Source organism: Pseudomonas sp. JBR1 (assembly GCF_028198185.1).
Lineage (GTDB): Bacteria > Pseudomonadota > Gammaproteobacteria > Pseudomonadales > Pseudomonadaceae > Chryseomonas > Chryseomonas oryzihabitans_E.
The window spans coordinates 2,264,189-2,284,219 of record NZ_CP116340.1 but is presented as its reverse complement, the minus strand read 5'-3'; the positions used below and the strand labels follow the sequence as shown (position 1 = coordinate 2,284,219).

Genomic DNA, 20,031 nt, shown 5'->3' with positions numbered 1-20,031 from the left:
ACAACCATAAAGACAGCCCTGGATACTCCGCCCCGTACAACGATGACGGGGCAAGGCGATGACGGCGTGGGTACGACGGATCAGGGTGGGGCGGAACGGTTGGCGGCTGGGCCTGGCCCTGCTGCTGGCGCTGGGGCTCACCCAGGGCCTGCGCAGCAGCCACCTGGATAGCCAGCTGCTGTTCTGGCTCGGCCAACAGTGGCAGAGCGAACCCCGGACTTCCCTGGAGCTAGGGCGTTATCGCGTCGCGGTGGAAGCCAAGCCGGTGGCCGGCGTCACCGAGAATCTCTCCGATCTCAGCTACGACCCGGTGCGCGATCGACTCTGGGCAGTGGTCAACAATCCGCCGGAGCTCCTGGCCCTGAGTCGCGACGGCGACCTGCTGCAGCGGCATCGCCTGGAAGGCTTCGACGATGTAGAGGGCGTAACCTATCTGGGCAACGATCGCCTGCTGCTGGCGGAAGAGGGCGCCAATGCCCTGACCCTGGTAGATATTCCCGAGGGAGATGACGTCCTGCGCCGTAGCGACTACCGCAGTCTGACCCTGGATCTCTTCCCCCGCGCCAACCAGGGTTTCGAAGGCCTGGACTACGACGCCGTCCGCGATCGGTTGTTCGTGGTCAAGGAGCACTCACCGCGCAGGCTCTATGAAATCCGCGGCCTGCTCAAGAGCTTCGACGGCGAGTTCGCCCTGCGCATCATCGACCGCCAGGCCTGGCTGGACCAGGCGCCGAGCACCGGCGATCTGTCCGCGGTCCATGTCGATCGCCGTACCGGTCACCTGCTGTTGCTCAGCGACGAATCGCGGATGCTGATCGAACTCGACGACCAGGGGCGAACCCTGGACACCCGCTCCCTGGTGGCACCCTTCGGCGGCCTGTCACGGCGCATCCGCCAGCCGGAAGGGGTCACCCTGGATGGGGCCGGCAACCTCTATGTGGTCAGCGAGCCTAACCTGTTCTATCGCTACCAGAAGCGCTGATCAGACGCCGCCAAGGCGCTCCAGCACGGCGGGGGTATCCTGGGCGCCCATGGCGCGGGCCACGCTCAGCGCTGTGTTGCCGGCGGCGTCGCGCGCCTTGGGATCGGCGCCGCGGGCGATGAGCAGCTCCACCATCTGCACGTGATTGAACATCGCCGCCATCATTAGCGCGGTCTTGCCATCGGGCATGGCGCCTTCCACGGCGGCGCCCTGGTCCAGCAGCAGTTCGGCCATGGGCAGGTTGTTCTTGAAGGCGGCGCCGGCCAGTGGTGACTGGCCCATGTCGTTGGCCAGATTCGGGTCGGCCTGGTGTTCCAGCAGCACGCGACTGGCCTCCAGGTGGCCGTGGTAGCTGGCCAGCATCAGCAGGCTGTCGCCCTTGTGGTTGCGCAGGTTGGGCGTCAGCCCCTTTTCCAGCACCAGAGCCAGCACCTCGGCATTGCCGGTGCGGGCGAGGTTGAACACCTCGGTGGCGAATTCCTGGGCTTCTTCATCGGTCATGCGCTGGGGACCGTCTTCGGTCATGGTTCTCTCCTGGGCTACGGCGGGCGGGACCCCGAGGGTCCCGGGCGATAGGAGGGCAGACCCGAACGGTAAGGGGGAGTTCTCTCGCGGCGGCGAAAGAAGCCACCGCGAGGGCTCTCAGCCGAAGGTCGCGTGGGTCTCGGCAAAGGCCTGCAGCTCCGCCACGCTGTAGTTGCCGACCATCAGCACCGGGCCGTGGGCGGTGCCTATATGGGCCGGCAGGGTATCGAGAAAGCCGCCGGTAGGTGTCACGCCCAGGTTGGTGTACTCGGCGGCCGGCAGGTGGAATTCGGCGATCAGCCGTACTGCCTCGGCCAGTCCGGCAGTGACGCTGACCGGATGCAGGGCGGCATCCACCGGCGTGACCTGGCCGCCGTTGTCGCCGCTGAACAGGTGGCCCACCTTGGCCGCCGCCTCGGCCAGGTCCTGCTGATCCGCCTGAGCGCCGATCAGGAACAGCGAGCCATAGTGCGGCAGGCTGCCACCGCCCTCGGCCTGGCTGACGAAGCTGGGTGCGAAGGGTTGCTCGCCACGGATGTCGGAACTGTAGTTGGCCACTGGATCACCGAGGGTGACCACGTTGACGAAGTTGCCTCCCTGGCCCACCGCGTGCAGGTCACGCGGAATCCCCGAGGCCTCGAAGCTGATGCCGCCCAGACCGGTCTGCTGGGCAACGTATTCCGCCGAGATGCCACCCAGGGAGTGACCGGTGACGAAGATGTCCTGGGTGCCATAGCCCTGTTTGGCCGCCGCCTCGATCACCTGGTGGGCGAAGTCCAGCGACTGGTGCTGGGCGCTGGACACCTGCTGGCCGAGGATCTGCAGATCGCTCAGAAGGCCACCGGCGGTGGAGAGGGGATCGATCAGCAGGTTCTCGCCGCGGGTGGTGCCGGCATAGGTGATGAGTACCTGGTTCTCGGCGGTGATCCAGGTGTGGGCCGTCGCGCCGTTGAGCGAGTTGTGCAGCGTCAGCTGATGGCCATCGACCAGGAAGGGCCGCATGCCGTCGGGCGTGCCACCCAGCACGTACTCGCTGATGGCGCCGTTGAGAAATTCGCTGACGGTGGGGGTGCTGGACGAGGCGGTCTGCTGCGGCGGCGCGACCTCGGCACTCTTCAGCGTGTGCACATAGGTGAAGTTGCCGAGGCTGACGATGTCGCTGTGGTCGAACAGGCCATCGCTGGCCCAGAGGGAGGTTTTCTTGGACATGACGGCACCTTTGTTGTTGTCGAAGGCGGTGGACGTGGTGGCCAGGGCGCTGCCGTCGGCGTCGTGGGCGGACGGTCGGGCAAGCACTCGATTTCCATCCTAGGACGGGCTCTGGCACGCGGCAAACCGGGAACCCGGGGGTCATTTCCAGACGGCCGAGGTCTGGGCCCAGCCGCCTGCGGTCATGGCTGGCGGCGCCTGCGGCAGCTCCTTGGGTCTGCCAGTACCCTGGTCGACCCGTCGTGGGTTCGGGCTACACTGGGGGTCGACTCGACCCAAGAGGCTTTCATGACCGCCATCCGCCTGCCATCCATCGACCGCCTGCTGCGCCATCCTGCTTCGCGTCCGCTGGAGGAGCGGCACGGTCGCGAGCAGGTGCTTGGCGGCTACCGGTCCCTGCTGGACGATCTGCGCGAGGCCTTGAGAGCGGGCACCCTGGCCGCCGTGGAGGTGGAGGAGGGCGTCCTGGCCGGACGCCTGGGCGAGCGCCTGGCGCTGAGCAGTCAGCCGCGGGTGCGGCGGGTGTTCAACCTCACCGGCACGGTGTTGCACACCAACCTGGGGCGGGCCCTGCTGGCGGAAGAGGCCATCGCCGCGGTGACCGAGGCCGCGCGTCAGCCGATGAATCTGGAATTCGACCTGGCCACCGGCAAGCGCGGCGATCGCGACGACCTGGTGGCCGACCTGGTACGCGAACTGACCGGCGCCGAGGCGGTGACCGTGGTCAACAATAACGCCGCGGCGGTCCTGCTGGCCCTGCATGCCATAGGCGCACGCAAGGAAGGGGTGCTGTCCCGTGGCGAGCTGATCGAGATCGGTGGCGCCTTCCGCATTCCCGACATCATGGCCCGCGCCGGGGTCAAGCTGGTGGAAGTGGGCACCACCAATCGCACCCATGCGCGCGACTACGAGGCGGCCATCGGGCCGCGTACCGCACTGCTGATGCGCGTGCACACCAGCAACTACAGCGTCCAGGGGTTCACCGCCAGCGTCGCCACCCCCGAGCTGGCCGCCATCGCCCGCGCCCATGAGGTTCCGCTGCTGGAAGACCTGGGTAGCGGCACCCTGGTGGACCTGACCCGCTGGGGCCTGCCCGCCGAACCCACGGTGCAGCAGGCCCTGCGCGATGGCGCGGACCTGGTGACCTTCAGTGGCGACAAGCTGCTTGGCGGACCCCAGTGCGGCCTCATCGTCGGCCGGCGCGACCTCATCGAACGCATCAAGAAGAATCCGCTCAAGCGCGCCCTGCGGGTAGACAAGCTGACCCTGGCCGCCCTGGAAGCGACCCTGGCGCTCTATCGCGATCCGGATCGCTTGGCCGAGCGGCTGCCCAGCCTGCGTCTGCTATCTCGCCCGGCGGCTGACATCACCGCCCAGGCCGAGCGCCTGCTGCCAGCCTTCGCCGCCGTCCTGGGCGCGACCTATGCGGTAAGCGTGGAACCGGCATTGGGCATGATCGGCAGCGGCGCCCAGCCAGTGGCACGGCTACCCGGCGCGGCGCTGTGCTGCCGCCCTCAGGTCAGCAAGCGCTTGCGCGGCCGCGCCCTGCGGCAGCTGGAAGAAGCCTTGCGTCAACTGTCCATCCCGGTGGTGGGACGCATCGACGCCGATGCCCTCTGGCTGGACCTGCGCCAGCTCGACGACGAGGCCGCCTTCCTGGCCCAGTTGCCAGCGTTGCTGCTACCGGAAATCCGCTAGGGCTTGGCTCAGCGCACCACCCAGCGCTGCCTTGCCCAGTTGCTCAGCAGATCCACGCCCAGCACCAGCACCAGCATGCCGAGGATCACGGTGGCGGCCTGGGCCTGCTGGAACAGGCTCAGGCTGAAGTACAGCTGCTGCCCCAGGCCGCCAGCGCCGACGAAGCCAAGGATGCTGGCCATGCGGATGTTGTTTTCCCAGCGATAGAGCAGATAGGCCAGCAACTGCGGCCAGACCGCCGGCAGGGTGCCGTAGAGAAAGGCCGTCAGCGCGCCGCCGCCGGCCAGGCGGATGGCCTCGGCCGGTGCCTTGGGGGTGTTTTCCAGGGCTTCGGCGAACAATCGGCCAAGTACCCCGGCGGTGTGCAGGGCCAGAGCCAGGGTGCCGGCGTTGGGGCCGAGTCCGGCGGCCAGCACCATCAGTGCCGCCCAGACCAGTTCAGGAACGGCACGCAGAGCGTTGAGCAGCAGTCGCGCCAGCGCCAGGGCGGCCAAGCCGAAGCGGCCGGCCGCCGGCAAGGCCAGCAGCAGCCCCAGCAGTCCGGCGAGCAGGGTACCCAGGGCCGACATCGCGAGGGTTTCCACAGCGCCCCGGACCACGGCCGACAGCTGGACGACGGAGAAATCCGGCTTGAGGAAATCGGCCAGGAAGCTACCCATCTGACCCAGGGCGCGGGCGCTCAGCAATTCGCCGAAGGCCGTGCCCAGGTAGCTGATGGAAGCCAGCAGGGCGGTGCCCATCGCCACCACCGTCAACAGCCCGCGGCCGCCGGCCCGGCCGCGTTCCACCTGGCGCAGCAGCCGGCTCAGCACATCGGCCAGCAGCACCAGTACCAGGAAGGTCAGCAGCAGGCTGGCCACCTCGCCACCGGCAAACATGCGCAGCGACAGGTCCACCTGCTGGCCGAGGCCGCCAGCGCCGACGAAGCCCATCACCACCGAGGCGCGGATGGCGCACTCCCAGCGGTAGACACTGTAGGAAATCATCTCGCCGGCAGCATTGGGCAGCACGCCATAGACAAAGGCCTGCAGGCGACCGGCGCCCTGCAGCAGCAGGGCCCGCGCCGGGCGTGGATCGACCGATTCGAAGATCTCCGCATAGACCTTGCCCAGCATGCCGCCGTAGGTGATGGCGATGGCCAGCACCCCCGCCGTGGGGCCTAGGCCAACGGCGCGGACGAATAGCAGCGCCCAGACGATCTCCGGCACGCTGCGCAGGACGATCAGTACCCCGCGGACCAGCCCGCGGAGCAGGCGCGGCAACCGACCGGGGCGACCGGCGCGGGGCAAGGCGGAGATCGACAGCGCGCGGGTGGCCAGCAGGGCGGCGGGCAGGGCGATCAGTGCCGCCAGGGCCATGCCCAGGGTGGCGATGGCCAGGGTTTCCAGGGTGGCGCGCCCCAGCACGGCGAGAAAGTCGGCGTCATGGGCCGGTGGCCAGAAGCCGGCGAGAAAGTTGCCCATGGTGCGGGCGTTGTCGCCGGTGAAGAGTCCGAAGAGATCGAATTCCGCCAGGCGCAGCGTCGGCCAGGCCAGCACCAGGGCCAGCAGGGTAAGCAACAGGCGGGGCCGGGCAGCGGGGTCCCGACGAGGCGGATTCAGCATCGTGGCAGATCGAGCGGCGTCTCGGCCGGAGTCGGCGCGGCGGGCGATAGGGTGGTGCTCAGGCCGTCATTGGCATAGAGCGCCGCGAGATCGGCCTCGCTCACCGCGCTGGCGGGCTTGTCCCACAGCAGCCTGCCGGCGCGCAGGCCGAGGATGCGCGGAAAGCGCTGCAGCGCCAGCTCCACATTGTGCAGGCTGGTGACCAGGGTGGTGCCCTGGCGCCCGGCGGTGTCGCGCAGTACCTCCAGGGTGTGACCGGCCAACACCGGGTCCATGGCCGACACGGGTTCGTCGGCAAGCAGCAGCTGCGGCCGCTGGTAGAGCGCCCGGGCGATACCGATGCGCTGCAACTGGCCACCGGACAGCTGATCGCAGGAGGCGTAGAGACGGTCGGCCAGGTCCAGCGGCGCCAGGGCGGCGGCGGCGCCGTCGCGATCCAGGGGATGCACCAGGCTGATCAGGCTGCGCGCCAGCGACCACTGGCCGAGACGTCCGGCCAGCACCGCGGTGATGACTCTCTGGCGTGCGGGCAGCGGCGGGGCCTGGTGAATGAGGCCGATGCGGGCGCGCAGCTGGCGCCGTGCGCGGTTGCCCAGCGTCCAGGGATCTTCCCCGAGTAGCTCCAGCTGACCCGCCACCGGCCGCAGACCGGTGGCCAGCAGCCGCAGCAGGCTGGTCTTGCCGGCACCGGACGGGCCGATCAGGGCGACCTGTTCACCCTGTTCCAGGTGCAGGTCGAGATCGGCCAGGGCAGGCGAGCCGTCGGCGTGTACCAGCGTCACGCCCCTGAGGGCGAGACTCACTTGAGCAGGCCGGCTGCCAGGGCGGAAGCCTCGATGCTCTTGTAGTTGTCCGGCGAAGTCGGCACGAAGCGGCTGGCCGCCTGCAGGTCGAGGATTGCCTTGTCCGCCGGCTTGGCCGGGTCCAGGTCGAGGAAGGCCTGCTTGATCTTCGCCGCCAGTTGCGGATCCAGATTGCCCCGCACCGTCCAGTTGTAGTCGTAGTAGGTCGGGGTGGTGGCGATCACCCGCACCTTGCTGGTGTCGACCTTGCCGGCGTCGACCAGCTTCTTCCACACCGAGGCGTTGAGCACCCCGGCATCGGCCTTGCCCGCGGCAACCCAGGCAACGGTGGCATCATGGGCGCCGGAATAGGCTACCCGCGAGAAGAACTGCTCAGGGACGATGCCGTCCTTTTGCATGAAGTAGCGTGGCATCAGGCTGCCCGAGGTGGAGGAGACCGAACCAAAGGCGAAGGTCTTGCCCTTGAGGTCCTGCAGGCTCTTCACGGCCGGGTCGGCGGTGATGAATTTGCTGGTGAACTGCTGATCTTCTTCGCGTTGCACCAGGGGATTCATCGGCGCCTTGCGCTGCGCCTGGACGAAGGTGAAGCCACCGAACCAAGCCATGTCCAGCCGATCCGACGCCATGGCTTCCACCACGCCGGCATAGTCGGATACCGGCACGAACTTGACCGGCATGCCCAGACGCTGCTGCAGGTATTCACCCAGCGGCTTGAACTTGCGGATCAGCTCGGTGGGTGCCTCGTCGGGAATGGCCGAGACGCGCAATTCGTCGGCGGCGTGGGAGAGCAGGGACGTCAGGGACAGGGCCAGGCCTGCTGCCAGGGCCAGCGAACGCTTGAGCATGGGTTTCTCCGGTTCAATAGCGGAAAAAAAGGGGCTGCAGTATAGGGGGTGGCGCTCGTTTGCGCAGCCGTCGCCTACCCCTGAACGGTGCCGGAAGCCATGGCGGGACGGCAGAAGCGCTCTGGAGAGCGGTTGTGCAGCGGACTCGCCAGGCGTTCGAGTCCGCTATGTTGATGGCCGGACTAGCCGGCGGGCGCTCAGGTCTCGTCGAAGAAGCGCTCGTTCCAGTCCACCAGGGGTTGCGGCGAATTGAGCTTCTGCCCGTAGATCACCGCATAGGCCAGCACGTTCTGCACATATTGCCGCGTCTCGTCGAAGGGAATGGTCTCCACCCAGACATCGAAGGCCAGGTGGCGGGCGCCGCTCAGCCAGCGCTTCACCCGGCCCGGCCCGGCGTTGTAGGCGGCCGAGGCCAGCACGCGGTTGCCGTTGAACTGGGCATGGACCATGGACAGATAGGCGGTGCCCAGCTGGATGTTCTTTTCCGGGGTCAGCGCCTGCTGCGGCGAGGCCAGGGGAATGGCGAACTTGCTGGCGGTATGGCTGGCGGTGGCCGGCATCAACTGCATCAATCCTATGGCGCCCACGCCGGAGCGCGCATCGGCCATGAAGCCGCTCTCCTGGCGGGTGATGGCGAACACCCAGCTGCTGTGCAGGCCGCGGGTCTGGGCCTCGCGCACGAAGCTTTCCCGATAGGCGATGGGGAAGCGGATGTCCAGGTCGTCCCAGTACTTGGCGAGGCTGATGGTGCGGATTGCCGGGAAGTACCACTGCATGTCGTAGGCCATGCGGGCCTGGGCGACCAGTTCGTCACGGTTGAAGTGCCGGCTGACATAGAACCACTCGCGGCGGGCATTGATCGGCTCGCCGCGGGCGATGAACTCAAGGGCACGCTGCACGCCAGGCGTGTTGCGCACCTTGCGCTTGAGCGCGTCGCTGAGCATCAGTGGCTTGTTGTTAAGCTGATAGGGCGCCTTGCTGCGGTCGGCGGCGAGGAAGCCGTAGTAGTCACGCTCACGGCTGACCTCGGCGTATTCGCGCAGCACCTGCGGACTCTGCGGCTGCATCAGCTCCAGGGTGCGGGCGCGCCAGTATTCCCAGCGATTGGCCTTGGCCAGGCTCGGTGGGAAGCGCTCGATCAGGGCATGGGCATCGCTCCAGCGGCCCAGGCGCAGGAGCAGTCGGGCGCGCCATTCGCTGACGTCGTCGTCACGCAGCTCGGGATCGTAGCGCTCCATCAGCGGCAGGGCGCGCGGATCGAAGTTCTTGGCCAGGGTCAGGCCGATCTGGCGGGCGATGGCCACCTTCTCGTCGCGGGTGAAGGGCATGCGCTGGCTGTAGACCTCGAGCAGGCCCATGGCCTGTTCCGGGTCCTGGCGGGCCAGTTTGCGCAGTCCCAGGCCGACCACGTCGGCGAGGCTTTCGCTGGCCGGGGCGAAGGCCTGGACATTGGCGATCTGCTGGGGCTTCTGGGCCACGTCGATCAGCCGCTGGGCCTGGCCGGACAGGGTCGGCAACTGGGCGGAGAGGGTGCGCACCAGGCCGTACTCGCCTTTGTCGGCGGCCAGTTTGGCGCGTTCCCAGACCCGCTCCTCGGTGAGCTGGCCGCGCGCCGCCCAGGCCTGGAACAGGCCATCGCAGCTGGTCGGTTGAGCCTTGCCCACCAGCCAGTACTTTTCCGCCAGCTTGAAGCCCTCGCTGGCATTGCCCTGGGCGATCAGGTACTGGCCGTGCAGGCAGTCCAGCTCGGTGAAGTTGTAGTCGGGCGAATAGTATTTCTCGAAGCGATTCCAGTCGCCGCGATCGGCCAGGCTGCGCAGCCAGCGCAGCCGCAGCCAGTTGGATTGCGGCAGATCGCCGTGCTCGGCGAGAAAGGTCTCGATCTCGGCGTCGCTGGCGCCAGGAACGCGCTTGATCAGCTCGTCGTAAGCCAGGTAAGGCTCCAGCGGATAGGTGCGCAATTCGCCGCGATTGGCCAGGTAGACACTGGCGTCGCCCCGGTCCAGCGCCGCCTTGGCCTGGTCGTAGAGTTGCCGCTGCTGCTCCAGGGGAGCGGCTTGCGAGGTGGTGGAGCCGATCAGGGGAGCGAGGAGCAGGGGCAGGATGACGAACAGGCGACCGCGCATGGGAATTCCGTAAAAGCTGGATGCGGAGGGGGTGGCGCGCGCTACGCAGGGCAGGCGGCCGACCGTCACGGGGCAGTCTAGCTTACGTGCCGGCGCCAGGCGGCGAAAGCGTTGGCCATGGCCTGCCGTCGGGCGGTCCGGACGTTTCGCCGGCTCGCGTCGACCGGCGCCGGGGTAGGCGTCTCTGCTAGACTGGTTGGCCTTTTTCGCGGAGAAACCCATGGCGCTGCTCAAGTTCACCAACGTATCCCTGGCCTTTGGCGTCACCCCCTTGCTGGACGGGGTGTCCTGGCAGATCGAACGGGGCGAGCGGGTATGCATCATCGGCCGCAACGGCACCGGCAAATCCAGCCTGCTGCGCATCGTCAAGGGTGAGCAGCAGGCCGACGATGGCGAGGTCTGGCGCGCCCCGGCGCTGAAGATCGGCGAACTGCCGCAGGAATTGCCACGCGCCGACGACCGCTCGGTGTTCGACGTGGTGGCCGCTGGCCTCGCGGGCGTCGGCGAGTTGCTCGCCGAGTATCACCACCTCACCCAGGACACCAGCGGTGAACTGGACATGGAGCGCCTCATGCACGTCCAGCAGGAGCTGGAGGCCCGTGATGGCTGGCGCCTGCAGCAACTGGTGGAAAGCACCCTGAGCCGGCTGCAGCTGCCGGCGGAAAAGACCCTCGCCGAACTCTCCGGTGGCTGGCGGCGGCGCGTGCTGCTGGCCCAGGCCCTGGTGGCCGAGCCCGATCTGCTGCTGCTCGACGAACCCACCAACCACCTGGACATCGGCGCTATCGCCTGGCTGGAAGACGCCCTGCGCGGCTATCCCGGCGCCGTGCTGTTCATCACCCACGACCGTGCCTTCCTCCAGGCCCTGGCCACCCGCATCCTCGAACTGGATCGTGGCAACCTGATCGACTGGCAGGGCGACTACGCCAGCTTCCTGGTGCACAAGGAGCAGCAGCTGGCTGCGGAAGAGACCGCCAATGCCCTGTTCGACAAGCGCCTGGCCCAGGAAGAGGTCTGGATCCGCCAGGGCATCAAGGCCCGACGTACCCGCAACGAAGGCCGCGTCCGAGCCCTCAAGGCCATGCGCAACGAGCGTAGCGAGAGACGCGAACGCCAGGGCAAGGCCAATCTCCTGCTGGAAACGGCCGACAAGTCAGGCAAGCAGGTCATCCTCGCCGAGCATATGAGCTATGCCCATCCTGGCGGCGAGCCATTGATCCGCGACCTGACCCTGATGATCCAGCGTGGCGATCGTATCGGTCTGCTCGGCCCCAACGGCTCGGGCAAGACCACCCTGCTCAAGCTGCTGCTGGGTGACCTGCAGCCCACCGCCGGCAAGATCCAGTACGGCACCAAGCTGGAGATCGCCTACTTCGACCAGCTGCGCCTGCAACTGGAGCCGGAAAAGACGGTGATCGACAACCTCGCCGAGGGTCGCGAGTTCATCACCATCAATGGCCAGGATCGCCACGTACTGAGCTACCTGGGGGACTTCCTGTTCAGTCCGCAGCGTGCCCGTACGCCGGTCAAGGCGCTGTCCGGTGGTGAGCGGGCTCGGCTGTTGCTGGCCAAGCTGTTCAGCAAGCCCGCCAACCTGCTGGTGCTGGACGAACCGACCAATGATCTCGACGTCGAGACCCTGGAGCTGCTCGAAGAGGTGTTGCTGAGTTTCGAGGGCACCGTGCTGATGGTCAGCCACGACCGGGCCTTCCTCGATAACGTGGTGACCAGCACCCTGGTGTTCGAAGGGGCAGGGCGGGTACAGGAATACGTCGGCGGCTATCACGACTGGCTGCGCCAGGGCGGCTCGCCACGTCTGCTGGGTGTGCAGACCCGTGAAGACGGCAAGTCGGCACAACCGGCTAGCAAGAGTGAACCTGCGCCGGTCGCCACTCCCGTGGCTGCTACAGCCGCGCCAGCCAAGCGCAAGCTCAGTTACAAGGAGCAGCGCGAGCTGGACGCTCTGCCAGGTGCCATCGAGACCGCGGAGATCGAGCTGGAGGCCTTGCAGACGGCCATCGCCGATCCGGGTTTCTATCAGCTACCTGCCGAGGTCAGCCGCGGCAAGCTTGCCCGCATGGAGGCGTTGCAAGCGGAACTGGATCGCCTCATCGAGCGCTGGGCCGAGTTGGAGTGATCCAACCCGGCCACGGGCTTGGAGTCCGTTCAAAGTCTCGCGAGCTAGAGACAAACAAGGCCTAGGCGGCCCCACGAAAATGGCTGAAGAAGCGGACCGGGCTCGCGCTCGAGTTTACGAGTGGTAAATGAGCATTCCGACCGGGCTGGCGACCCAGGCCATTTTCAACGCAGTTTGGCCGACGCGCAGCAGACTTTGAGCAGGCTTTTAGGCCTTGTCTTTGTTCAGGGCCACCGCGAGGGTATCGCAGGGCGCGCCGTGCAGCAGGTCGTTGGACGTTGAGCCCAGCAGCAGGGCCAGACCATGACGACCATGGCTGCCGACCACGATCAGGTCGCAGCCCTGCTCCTTGGCCATGCGGTGAATCTCCTGACGCGGTTGCCCGTAGGCCAGCACACAGTTGCCCGCCAGCTCGGCATACTGGGTAGTGAAACCATCCAGCCGCTCGCGGGCTTGCTCGATCTGCTGCTGCTGCAGCGACGACAGATCCATGGGCACATCACCGCCAAAGGCCATGGCCATGGGCTCGACCACGTGCACCAGGGACACCTTGCTGCCACAGCACTGACCCAGGGCCACGGCGCGACGGATTACCGGCTGGCAATCATCGGTCAGGTCGACAGCAACCAATATGTGTTGGTAGGCCATACACATCTCTCCTTCATGATGGGGCGCCAGGCCATACCATGGCTGGCGCTCGATTCGCGGGCTTCAGGTTCTGGCTGAACAGAATCGGCTTCCGCTCGACAACTGCTCAGGCAGACGCTCGCCCACTTGTAGTTTCGACTCCAGGAGTCGGGGATAGCTCCACGGCTATCTTGCACAGAAGCGCGGCAAGCTCAAGCACCCGTCGTTCGAATACCCGCCGCTTTCCCTTGTGTCCCAATTGACAAGAGCGCGCTTTTGCCAGAAGGTTGTGCGAGCCGTTCAAACGGTTGTATGAATTTTCGCCCCGGCCCGGCCGGTGCCCTCCACAGAACAATATCGGGGCTGGCGACTTTCGGCTTCCATCCGAAGCTGTCGCCCGCCTTGCGACCAGGACTCAAGGGAGACCCGCTGATGATTTTCGAAGGCAAAGCCCTTTCGGTGCGCGACGTGGAGGACGGCATCGCCGAACTTCGCTTCGACCTCCAAGGCGAATCGGTCAACAAGTTCAGCGCCATCACCCTGCGTGAATTCCGCCAGGCCGTGGACGCCCTGAAAGCCCATGCCGGACTGCGCGGCGTCATCGTCACCAGCGGCAAGGACGTCTTCATCGTCGGCGCCGACATCACCGAATTCGTCGAGATGTTCGGCCGGCCGACCGAAGAGCTGCAGGCCGGCATCGCCGAGATCAATCGCATCTTCAACGACTTCGAGGACCTGCCGGTACCTACCGTGGCCGCCGTGGGCGGTATCGCCCTGGGTGGCGGCTGCGAGATGACCCTGGCCGCCGACTACCGGGTGCTGAGCACCGCCGCGCGCATCGGCCTGCCCGAAGTCAAGCTGGGCATCTATCCGGGCTGGGGCGGCACCGTCCGCCTGCCGCGCCTGATCGGCAGCGACAACGCCATCGAGTGGATCGCCTCCGGCAAGGAAAACGACGCCGCCACCGCGCTCAAGGTCGGTGTGGCCGATGCCGTGGTCGCGCCCGAGCACCTGTTCGACGCGGCGCTGGACCTGGTCCGCCGCGCCGCCGCCGGTGAGCTGGACTACCGCGCCAAGCGCAAGCCGAAGCTGGAGAAGCTGCAGCTCAATGCCATCGAAGCCATGATGGCCTTCGAGTCGGCCAAGGGTTTCGTCGCCAGCCAGGCCGGGCCGCACTATCCGGCGCCGCTGGAAGCCATCAAGGCGATCCAGAAGTCCGCCAACTACGGTCGCGACAAGGCCCTGGAGGTCGAAGGCGCCGGCTTCGCCAAGATGGCCCAGACTTCGGTCTCCGCCAGCCTGGTCGGGCTGTTCCTCAATGACCAGGCGCTCAAGCGCAAGGCCAAGGTGCTGGAAAAGCAGGCCGCTCCGGTCAAGCTGACCAGCGTCCTGGGCGCCGGCATCATGGGCGGTGGCATCGCCTACCAGTCCGCGCTCAAGGGCACGCCGATCCTGATGAAGGACATTCGCGATGAGGCCCTGGAGCTGGGCCTGAGCGAAGCCAGCAAGCTGCTCAACAAGCGTGTCGAGAAGGGCCGCCTGGAGCCGGTGAAGATGGCCGAGGCGCTCAATCGCATCCGGCCGACCCTGTCCTATGGCGACTTCAAGAGCGTCGACCTGGTGGTCGAGGCGGTGGTCGAGAATCCCAAGGTCAAGCAGGCCGTGCTGGCCGAAGTGGAAGGCCAGGTACGCGAGGACGCCATCCTCACCTCCAACACCTCCACCATTTCCATCAGCCTCCTGGCCCAGGCGCTCAAGCGTCCGGAAAACTTCTGCGGGATGCACTTTTTCAACCCCGTGCACATGATGCCCCTGGTGGAGGTGATCCGCGGCGAGAAGACCAGCGAAAGGGCCATCGCCACCACCGTGGCCTACGCCCGCCAGATGGGTAAGAACCCCATCGTGGTCAACGACTGCCCCGGCTTCCTGGTCAACCGCATCCTCTTCCCGTACTTCGGCGGCTTCGCCGCGCTGCTGGCCCAGGGTGCCGATTTCCAGCGCGTCGACAAGTTGATGGAAAAATTCGGCTGGCCCATGGGTCCGGCCTACCTGATGGACGTGGTCGGCATGGACACCGCCCACCACGCCCGCGACGTCATGGCCGAGGGCTTCCCCGAGCGCATGAAGGAAAGTCGCAAGACCGCGGTGGACGCCCTCTACGAAGCCCAGCGCTTCGGCCAGAAGAACGGCAAGGGCTTCTATGTCTACGAGACCGACAAGAAGGGCAAGCCGAAGAAGGTCGCCGATCCGGCCGTGGCCGAGGTGCTGGCACCGGTCACCTACGAACAGCGTGAATTCACCGACGAGGAAATCGTCGAGCGGATGATGGTACCGCTGTGCCTGGAAGCCGTGCGCTGCCTGGAAGACGGCATCGTCGACAGCGCCGCCGAGGCCGACATGGGCCTGATCTACGGCATTGGCTTCCCACCCTTCCGTGGCGGTGCGCTGCGCTACATCGATAGCCTGGGCGTGGCCGAATTCGTCGCCATGGCCGACAAGTACGCCGACCTCGGGCCGCTGTACCACCCGACCCCCAAACTCCGCGAAATGGCCGCCGCTGGCCAACGCTTCTTCGGTTGAGCCTGGAGTAAAGAAATGAGTCTGAATCCGAGAGACGTCGTCATCGTCGACTTCGCCCGCACGCCCATGGGCCGTTCCAAGGGCGGCATGCACCGCAACACCCGCGCCGAGACCCTGTCGGCGCGGCTGATCGACGCAGTCCTTGACCGCAATCCCCAGGTCAACCCGGCCGAGGTGGAAGACGTGATCTGGGGGTGCGTCAACCAGACCCTGGAGCAGGGCTGGAACATCGCCCGCATGGCCTCGCTGCTGACCCGCATCCCCCATACCAGCGGTGCCCAGACGGTGAGCCGGCTGTGCGGCTCCTCCATGAGCGCCCTGCACACCGCCGCCCAGGCGATCCAGACCGGCAACGGCGACGTCTTCGTCGTCGGCGGCGTGGAGCACATGGGCCATGTCGGCATGATGCACGGCGTCGATCCGAACCCCCAGCTGTCGCTGCACGCCGCCAAGGCCTCCGGCATGATGGGCCTGACCGCCGAGATGCTGGGCAAGATGCACGGCATCACCCGCGAAGCCCAGGACCAGTTCGGCTACCGCTCTCATCAGCTGGCGTGGAAGGCGACCCAGGAAGGCAAGTTCAAGGACGAGATCATTCCCCTGGAAGGTCACGACGAGAACGGCTTCCTCAAGGTCTTCAGCCATGACGAGACCATCCGTCCGGAAACCACCCTCGAAGGCCTGGCTGCTTTGAAGCCGGCGTTCAACCCCAAGGGCGGTACCGTGACCGCCGGCACCTCCTCGCAGATCACCGACGGCGCCTCCTGCATGCTGGTCATGTCCGCCCAGCGCGCCCAGGACCTGGGCCTGCAGCCGCTGGCCAAGATCCGCTCCATGGCCGTGGCCGGCGTGGATCCGGCGATCATGGGCTACGGTCCGGTCCCGGCTTCGCAGAAGGCCCTCAAGCGCGCTGGCCTGACCATCGCCGACATCGATTTCATCGAGCTCAACGAAGCCTTTGCGGCCCAGGCCCTGCCGGTGCTCAAGGACCTCAAGGTGCTCGACAAGATGGAGGAAAAGGTCAATCTGCACGGGGGCGCCATCGCCCTGGGTCACCCCTTCGGTTGCTCTGGCGCCAGAATTTCAGGCACGCTGTTAAATGTCATGAAACAGAATGACGGCACCTTCGGCCTGGCCACCATGTGTGTGGGTCTCGGCCAGGGCATCACCACGGTGTTCGAACGCCTGCGCTGATCCGCGGCGTGCGTCATCCGACCGGGGCGCCCCCAGGGCTGTCCCGGTTTTCTTTTTTCGAGGTGGAACATGGCATTGCAGACGGGACTCTACCGGCACTACAAGGGTCAGCAATATCGAGTACTGGGCGTGGCCCGGCATTCGGAGACCGAGGAAGAGCTGGTCATCTATCAGGCGCTGTACGGCGAATACGGTCTCTGGGCGCGGCCCTTGAGCATGTTTCGGGAGAGCGTCCAGGTGGATGGCGAGCAGGTGCCGCGCTTCGCGCTGATCAGCGTCGAAGCCGATCCCCTGGGTCTGGATACCACGCCCCAGCCTTGACCTTGCCGACATCGCCACTATATATAGCGGTGCCGCGTTGGCCGACCGCCCCCGGCGCACCAGACTGAAGTCGTTCTGGTCCTCCATCCGCCGTCCCGGCGCTCGCCTTTCGCTCGCTCACCGCTTTCAAGCAGGAATCTGACTCTCCCATGGGTAAATCGCTGGTCATCGTGGAATCCCCGGCCAAGGCCAAGACCATCAACAAGTATCTGGGTAACCAGTACGTGGTGAAGTCGAGCATCGGCCATATCCGCGACCTTCCCACCAGCGGCGCCGGCACCGCCAAGGAGCCCGCCGCCAAGACGCGCAAGACCGCCGCCGAGGCGCCCGCGCTGTCACCCAAGGAAAAGGCCCGGCGCCAGCTCTTCACCCGCATGGGCGTCGACCCCGAACACGGCTGGAAGGCGCACTACGAGATCCTGCCTGGCAAGGAAAAGGTGATCGAGGAACTGCGCCGCCTGGCCAAGGACGCCGACACCGTCTATCTCGCAACCGACTTGGACCGCGAAGGGGAGGCCATCGCCTGGCACCTGCGGGAGGCCATCGGTGGTGACGACTCGCGCTACAAGCGCGTGGTCTTCAACGAGATTACCAAGAAGGCCATCCAGGAGGCCTTCTCCCAGCCCGGCGAGCTGGATATCAACCGCGTCAACGCCCAGCAGGCCCGTCGCTTCCTGGATCGCGTGGTCGGCTACATGGTCTCGCCGCTGCTGTGGTCGAAGATCGCCCGTGGCCTGTCCGCTGGTCGGGTGCAATCCGTTGCGGTCAAGCTGGTCGTGGAGCGCGAACGTGAGATCCGCGCCTTCGTCCCCGAGGAATACTGGGAAATTCACGCCGACCTCGCCACCCCGAAAAAGGACCAGGTTCGCTTCGAGGTGGTGCGCGAGAAGGGTGAAGCCTTCAAGCCGTTGAACGAGGCGCAGGCCAAGGCCGCGCTGGCCAAGCTGGAGAAGGCCGGCTATCGCATCTCCAAGCGCGAAGACAAGCCGACCAGCAGCAGGCCCTCCGCCCCCTTCATCACCTCCACCCTGCAGCAGGCGGCGAGCAATCGCCTGGGCTTCGGGGTGAAGAAGACCATGATGATGGCCCAGCGTCTCTATGAGGCTGGCTACATCACCTATATGCGTACCGACTCGACCAACCTGTCCGGTGATGCCATCGCCATGGCTCGCGGCTATATCGAGAGCGAATTCGGCAAGCAGTACCTGCCGGAAAAAGCCAACGTCTACGGCAGCCGCGAAGGCGCCCAGGAAGCGCACGAGGCCATCCGCCCGTCCGACGTCAACGTCAAGCCCAACAGCCTGTCGGGCATGGAGCGGGACGCCGAGCGCCTGTACGAGCTGATCTGGCGCCAGTTCCTGGCCTGCCAGATGCCCCCGGCCGAGTACCTGTCCACCACGGTGACCGCCGCGGCGGGAGACTTCGAGCTGCGTGCCCGTGGCCGCATCCTCAAGTTCGACGGCTACACCCGTGTCCTGCCCCAGCAGGGCAAGCCGGGCGACGACGACGTCCTGCCCGAGATGAAGCAGGGCGAAGACCTCGGCCTGGTCAAGCTCGATCCCAGCCAGCACTTCACCAAGCCGCCGGCCCGCTTCTCCGAAGCCAGTCTGGTCAAGGAGCTGGAGAAGCGCGGTATCGGCCGGCCGTCGACCTATGCCGCCATCATTTCCACCATCCAGGATCGCGGCTACGTAACGGTGCACAATCGCCGGTTCTATGCCGAGAAGATGGGCGACATCGTCACCGACCGGTTGAACGAAAGCTTCGCCAACCTGATGGACTTCAGCTTCACCGCCAACATGGAAGGCAATCTGGACAACGTCGCCCAGGGCGAACGGGACTGGAAGAATCTGCTCGACGAATTCTATGGGGATTTCAAGCAGAAGCTGGAATACGCCGAAGCGGGCGAGAAGGGCATGCGAGCCAATCAGCCGACCCTGACGGACATTCCCTGCCAGCTCTGCGGCCGGCCGATGATGATCCGTACCGCCTCCACCGGCGTCTTCCTGGGCTGCTCCGGCTACGCCCTGCCGCCCAAGGAACGCTGCAAGGCCACCATCAACCTGGTTCCGGGCGACGAGATCGCCGATGACGACGAGGGCGAGTCCGAGTCCCTGGTTCTGCGCGGCAAGCATCGCTGCCCCATCTGCAGCACCGCGATGGACGCCTATCTGATCGACGAGCATCGCAAGCTGCACGTCTGCGGCAACAATCCGGACTGCCCGGGCTACGAAATCGAAGAAGGCAGCTATCGCATCAAGGGCTACGAAGGTCCATCGCTCGAGTGCGACAAGTGCGGCAGCGAGATGCAGCTCAAGACGGGCCGCTTCGGCAAGTTCTTCGGCTGTACCAATCCAGCCTGCAAGAACACCCGCAAATTGCTCAAGAATGGCGAGCCCGCACCACCGAAGATGGACGCCGTGCCCATGCCGGAGCTGCGTTGCGAAAAGGTCGACGACACCTATGTGTTACGTGACGGTGCTTCGGGGCTGTTCCTGGCTGCCAGCGGCTTTCCGAAGAATCGTGAAACCCGTGCGCCTTTGGTCAGCGAACTGCTGCCCCATCGCGACGAGATCGATCCCAAGTACCATTATCTGCTGAGTGCTCCGGTGAAGGATTCCGAAGGTCGCCCGGCGGTGATCCGCTTCAGCCGCAAGACCAAGGAGCAGTACGTGCAGACCGAGGTCGAGGGCAAGCCCACCGGCTGGAAGGCCTTCTACGACGGCAAGAAGTGGCAGGTGGAAGAAAAGCGCTAGAGCCCTGGGTTCTGGCAGGAGACAGGCGGCCGGCGTGAGTCGGCTCCAGGAGAAGGGCATGGCCAACGAGCGTTACACCCGCACCAACCAGAAGCTCTATTTTGCCGGTCTGGCCCTGGAAAGCTGGCGCTCGGCTCAGGCGGCGCCTTCCGCGCAAAGCCAGGGCCGCATCATGGCCGAACGCGAGGCCTGTCTGTTCCACCTGCATGGCGCCCTGCTGGGCCTCTGTCAGGAGGTAGCGGGCTTCTATCGCCACCCGACCATGGAGGCCACGTCGCTCGCCGTTCTACTCGGCCCCGAGGCACTGAACGAGGCGCCCAGTCCGGAAATGGGCGAGCTGGTCGAGTTGGCTGGCAATTCGGAGACCTGGCTGGCACGGCTGATCACCGAATACCAGCGACTGCTGCAACCGCCCCAGGCGCCACGACGGCCCAAGCAGGACCCGACGCTGGCCCTGATCGAGGCGGTCAGTCTGGAACCGGCCGAGCCGGAACTGGGTCTTGAAGAAGTGGAAGCCTGGCGCGAAAGCCTCAAGCAGACGGCGCTCAGATTCCGCGGTGCCATGACCGAGTGGTAGGCCCGTTCCACCAGCAACTCATCCAAGGCTGCCAGGATGCTGGCCTT

At 66.1% G+C, this 20,031-nt stretch carries 15 protein-coding genes and 1 pseudogene; 8 read left to right on the top strand and 8 right to left on the bottom strand.

Going from position 1 to position 20,031, the window contains the following annotated elements; all coding sequences use genetic code 11:
* The first annotated feature begins 58 nt into the window (after positions 1-58).
* A complete protein-coding gene (locus PJ259_RS10590; protein ID WP_442964880.1) occupies positions 59-982 on the top strand; it encodes an SdiA-regulated domain-containing protein in 924 nt (307 codons plus the stop codon).
* Here PJ259_RS10590 and PJ259_RS10585 read toward each other — a convergent pair whose 3' ends face one another.
* Positions 983-1,507 carry an ankyrin repeat domain-containing protein gene (locus tag PJ259_RS10585; protein WP_271655710.1) on the bottom strand — a complete coding sequence of 175 codons (525 nt, stop codon included), beginning with the start codon at positions 1,505-1,507 and terminating at the stop codon, positions 983-985.
* 117 nt (positions 1,508-1,624) lie between these two features.
* Positions 1,625-2,803, bottom strand: coding sequence for a hypothetical protein (locus PJ259_RS10580; protein WP_271655709.1), 1,179 nt, complete (start codon positions 2,801-2,803; stop codon positions 1,625-1,627).
* Between the two features lie 201 nt (positions 2,804-3,004).
* Here PJ259_RS10580 and selA point away from each other — a divergent pair, with 201 nt between their 5' ends.
* Positions 3,005-4,414 (top strand): L-seryl-tRNA(Sec) selenium transferase, encoded by a 1,410-nt coding sequence (selA, locus tag PJ259_RS10575; RefSeq protein WP_271655708.1) that lies wholly within the window; start codon positions 3,005-3,007, stop codon positions 4,412-4,414.
* A gap of 8 nt (positions 4,415-4,422) precedes the next feature.
* On the opposite strand, the gene phnE is transcribed toward selA, so the two are convergent.
* The 5 genes and pseudogenes from phnE to PJ259_RS10550 all read right to left on the bottom strand — a co-directional run bounded on the left by phnE (position 4,423) and on the right by PJ259_RS10550 (position 9,792).
* Entirely contained in the window at positions 4,423-5,154 is a 732-nt protein-coding gene (gene phnE / locus PJ259_RS10570; protein WP_237140621.1) for a phosphonate ABC transporter, permease protein PhnE, read from the bottom strand.
* Between the two features lie 51 nt (positions 5,155-5,205).
* Positions 5,206-6,018: pseudogene (locus PJ259_RS10565) on the bottom strand (PhnE/PtxC family ABC transporter permease); the annotation flags it as partial.
* Positions 6,012-6,821, bottom strand: a complete 810-nt coding sequence (locus tag PJ259_RS10560) for a phosphonate ABC transporter ATP-binding protein (protein ID WP_271655707.1) — start codon at positions 6,819-6,821, stop codon at positions 6,012-6,014. The pseudogene PJ259_RS10565 and the gene PJ259_RS10560, both read right to left, overlap by 7 nt.
* Complete coding sequence (locus PJ259_RS10555; RefSeq protein WP_059315869.1) at positions 6,818-7,666, bottom strand: putative selenate ABC transporter substrate-binding protein; 849 nt, start codon at positions 7,664-7,666, stop codon at positions 6,818-6,820. Before PJ259_RS10555 ends, PJ259_RS10560 begins: the two co-directional genes overlap by 4 nt.
* 197 nt (positions 7,667-7,863) lie before the next feature.
* On the bottom strand, positions 7,864-9,792 hold the full coding sequence (locus tag PJ259_RS10550; RefSeq protein ID WP_271655706.1) for a transglycosylase SLT domain-containing protein: 1,929 nt from the start codon (positions 9,790-9,792) through the stop codon (positions 7,864-7,866).
* Positions 9,793-10,012: 220 nt separating this feature from the next.
* Here PJ259_RS10550 and PJ259_RS10545 point away from each other — a divergent pair, with 220 nt between their 5' ends.
* Complete coding sequence (locus PJ259_RS10545; RefSeq protein WP_271655705.1) at positions 10,013-11,929, top strand: ATP-binding cassette domain-containing protein; 1,917 nt, start codon at positions 10,013-10,015, stop codon at positions 11,927-11,929.
* A 207-nt stretch (positions 11,930-12,136) separates the two neighbouring features.
* Here the strand turns inward: PJ259_RS10545 and PJ259_RS10540 are convergent, their stop codons facing one another.
* On the bottom strand, positions 12,137-12,577 hold the full coding sequence (locus PJ259_RS10540; RefSeq protein ID WP_059315866.1) for a universal stress protein: 441 nt from the start codon (positions 12,575-12,577) through the stop codon (positions 12,137-12,139).
* A 411-nt stretch (positions 12,578-12,988) separates the two neighbouring features.
* Between PJ259_RS10540 and fadB the strand changes: the two genes are divergently transcribed.
* The 5 genes from fadB (at position 12,989) to PJ259_RS10515 (ending at position 19,984) form a co-directional block, all read left to right on the top strand.
* On the top strand, positions 12,989-15,136 hold the full coding sequence (gene fadB / locus PJ259_RS10535; RefSeq protein ID WP_059315865.1) for a fatty acid oxidation complex subunit alpha FadB: 2,148 nt from the start codon (positions 12,989-12,991) through the stop codon (positions 15,134-15,136).
* 15 nt (positions 15,137-15,151) lie between these two features.
* Positions 15,152-16,330: an acetyl-CoA C-acyltransferase FadA gene (fadA, locus tag PJ259_RS10530; RefSeq protein WP_059315864.1), complete on the top strand. Its 1,179-nt coding sequence runs from the start codon at positions 15,152-15,154 to the stop codon at positions 16,328-16,330.
* 69 nt (positions 16,331-16,399) lie between these two features.
* Positions 16,400-16,651 carry a DUF1653 domain-containing protein gene (locus PJ259_RS10525; RefSeq protein WP_059315863.1) on the top strand — a complete coding sequence of 84 codons (252 nt, stop codon included), beginning with the start codon at positions 16,400-16,402 and terminating at the stop codon, positions 16,649-16,651.
* 149 nt (positions 16,652-16,800) lie between these two features.
* The gene (gene topA / locus PJ259_RS10520) at positions 16,801-19,407 is read left to right on the top strand and encodes a type I DNA topoisomerase (protein WP_271655704.1); all 2,607 of its coding nucleotides are present in this window, start codon (positions 16,801-16,803) and stop codon (positions 19,405-19,407) included.
* Between the two features lie 58 nt (positions 19,408-19,465).
* On the top strand, positions 19,466-19,984 hold the full coding sequence (locus tag PJ259_RS10515) for a DUF6586 family protein (RefSeq protein WP_271655703.1): 519 nt from the start codon (positions 19,466-19,468) through the stop codon (positions 19,982-19,984).
* The last annotated feature ends 47 nt before the right edge of the window (positions 19,985-20,031 follow it).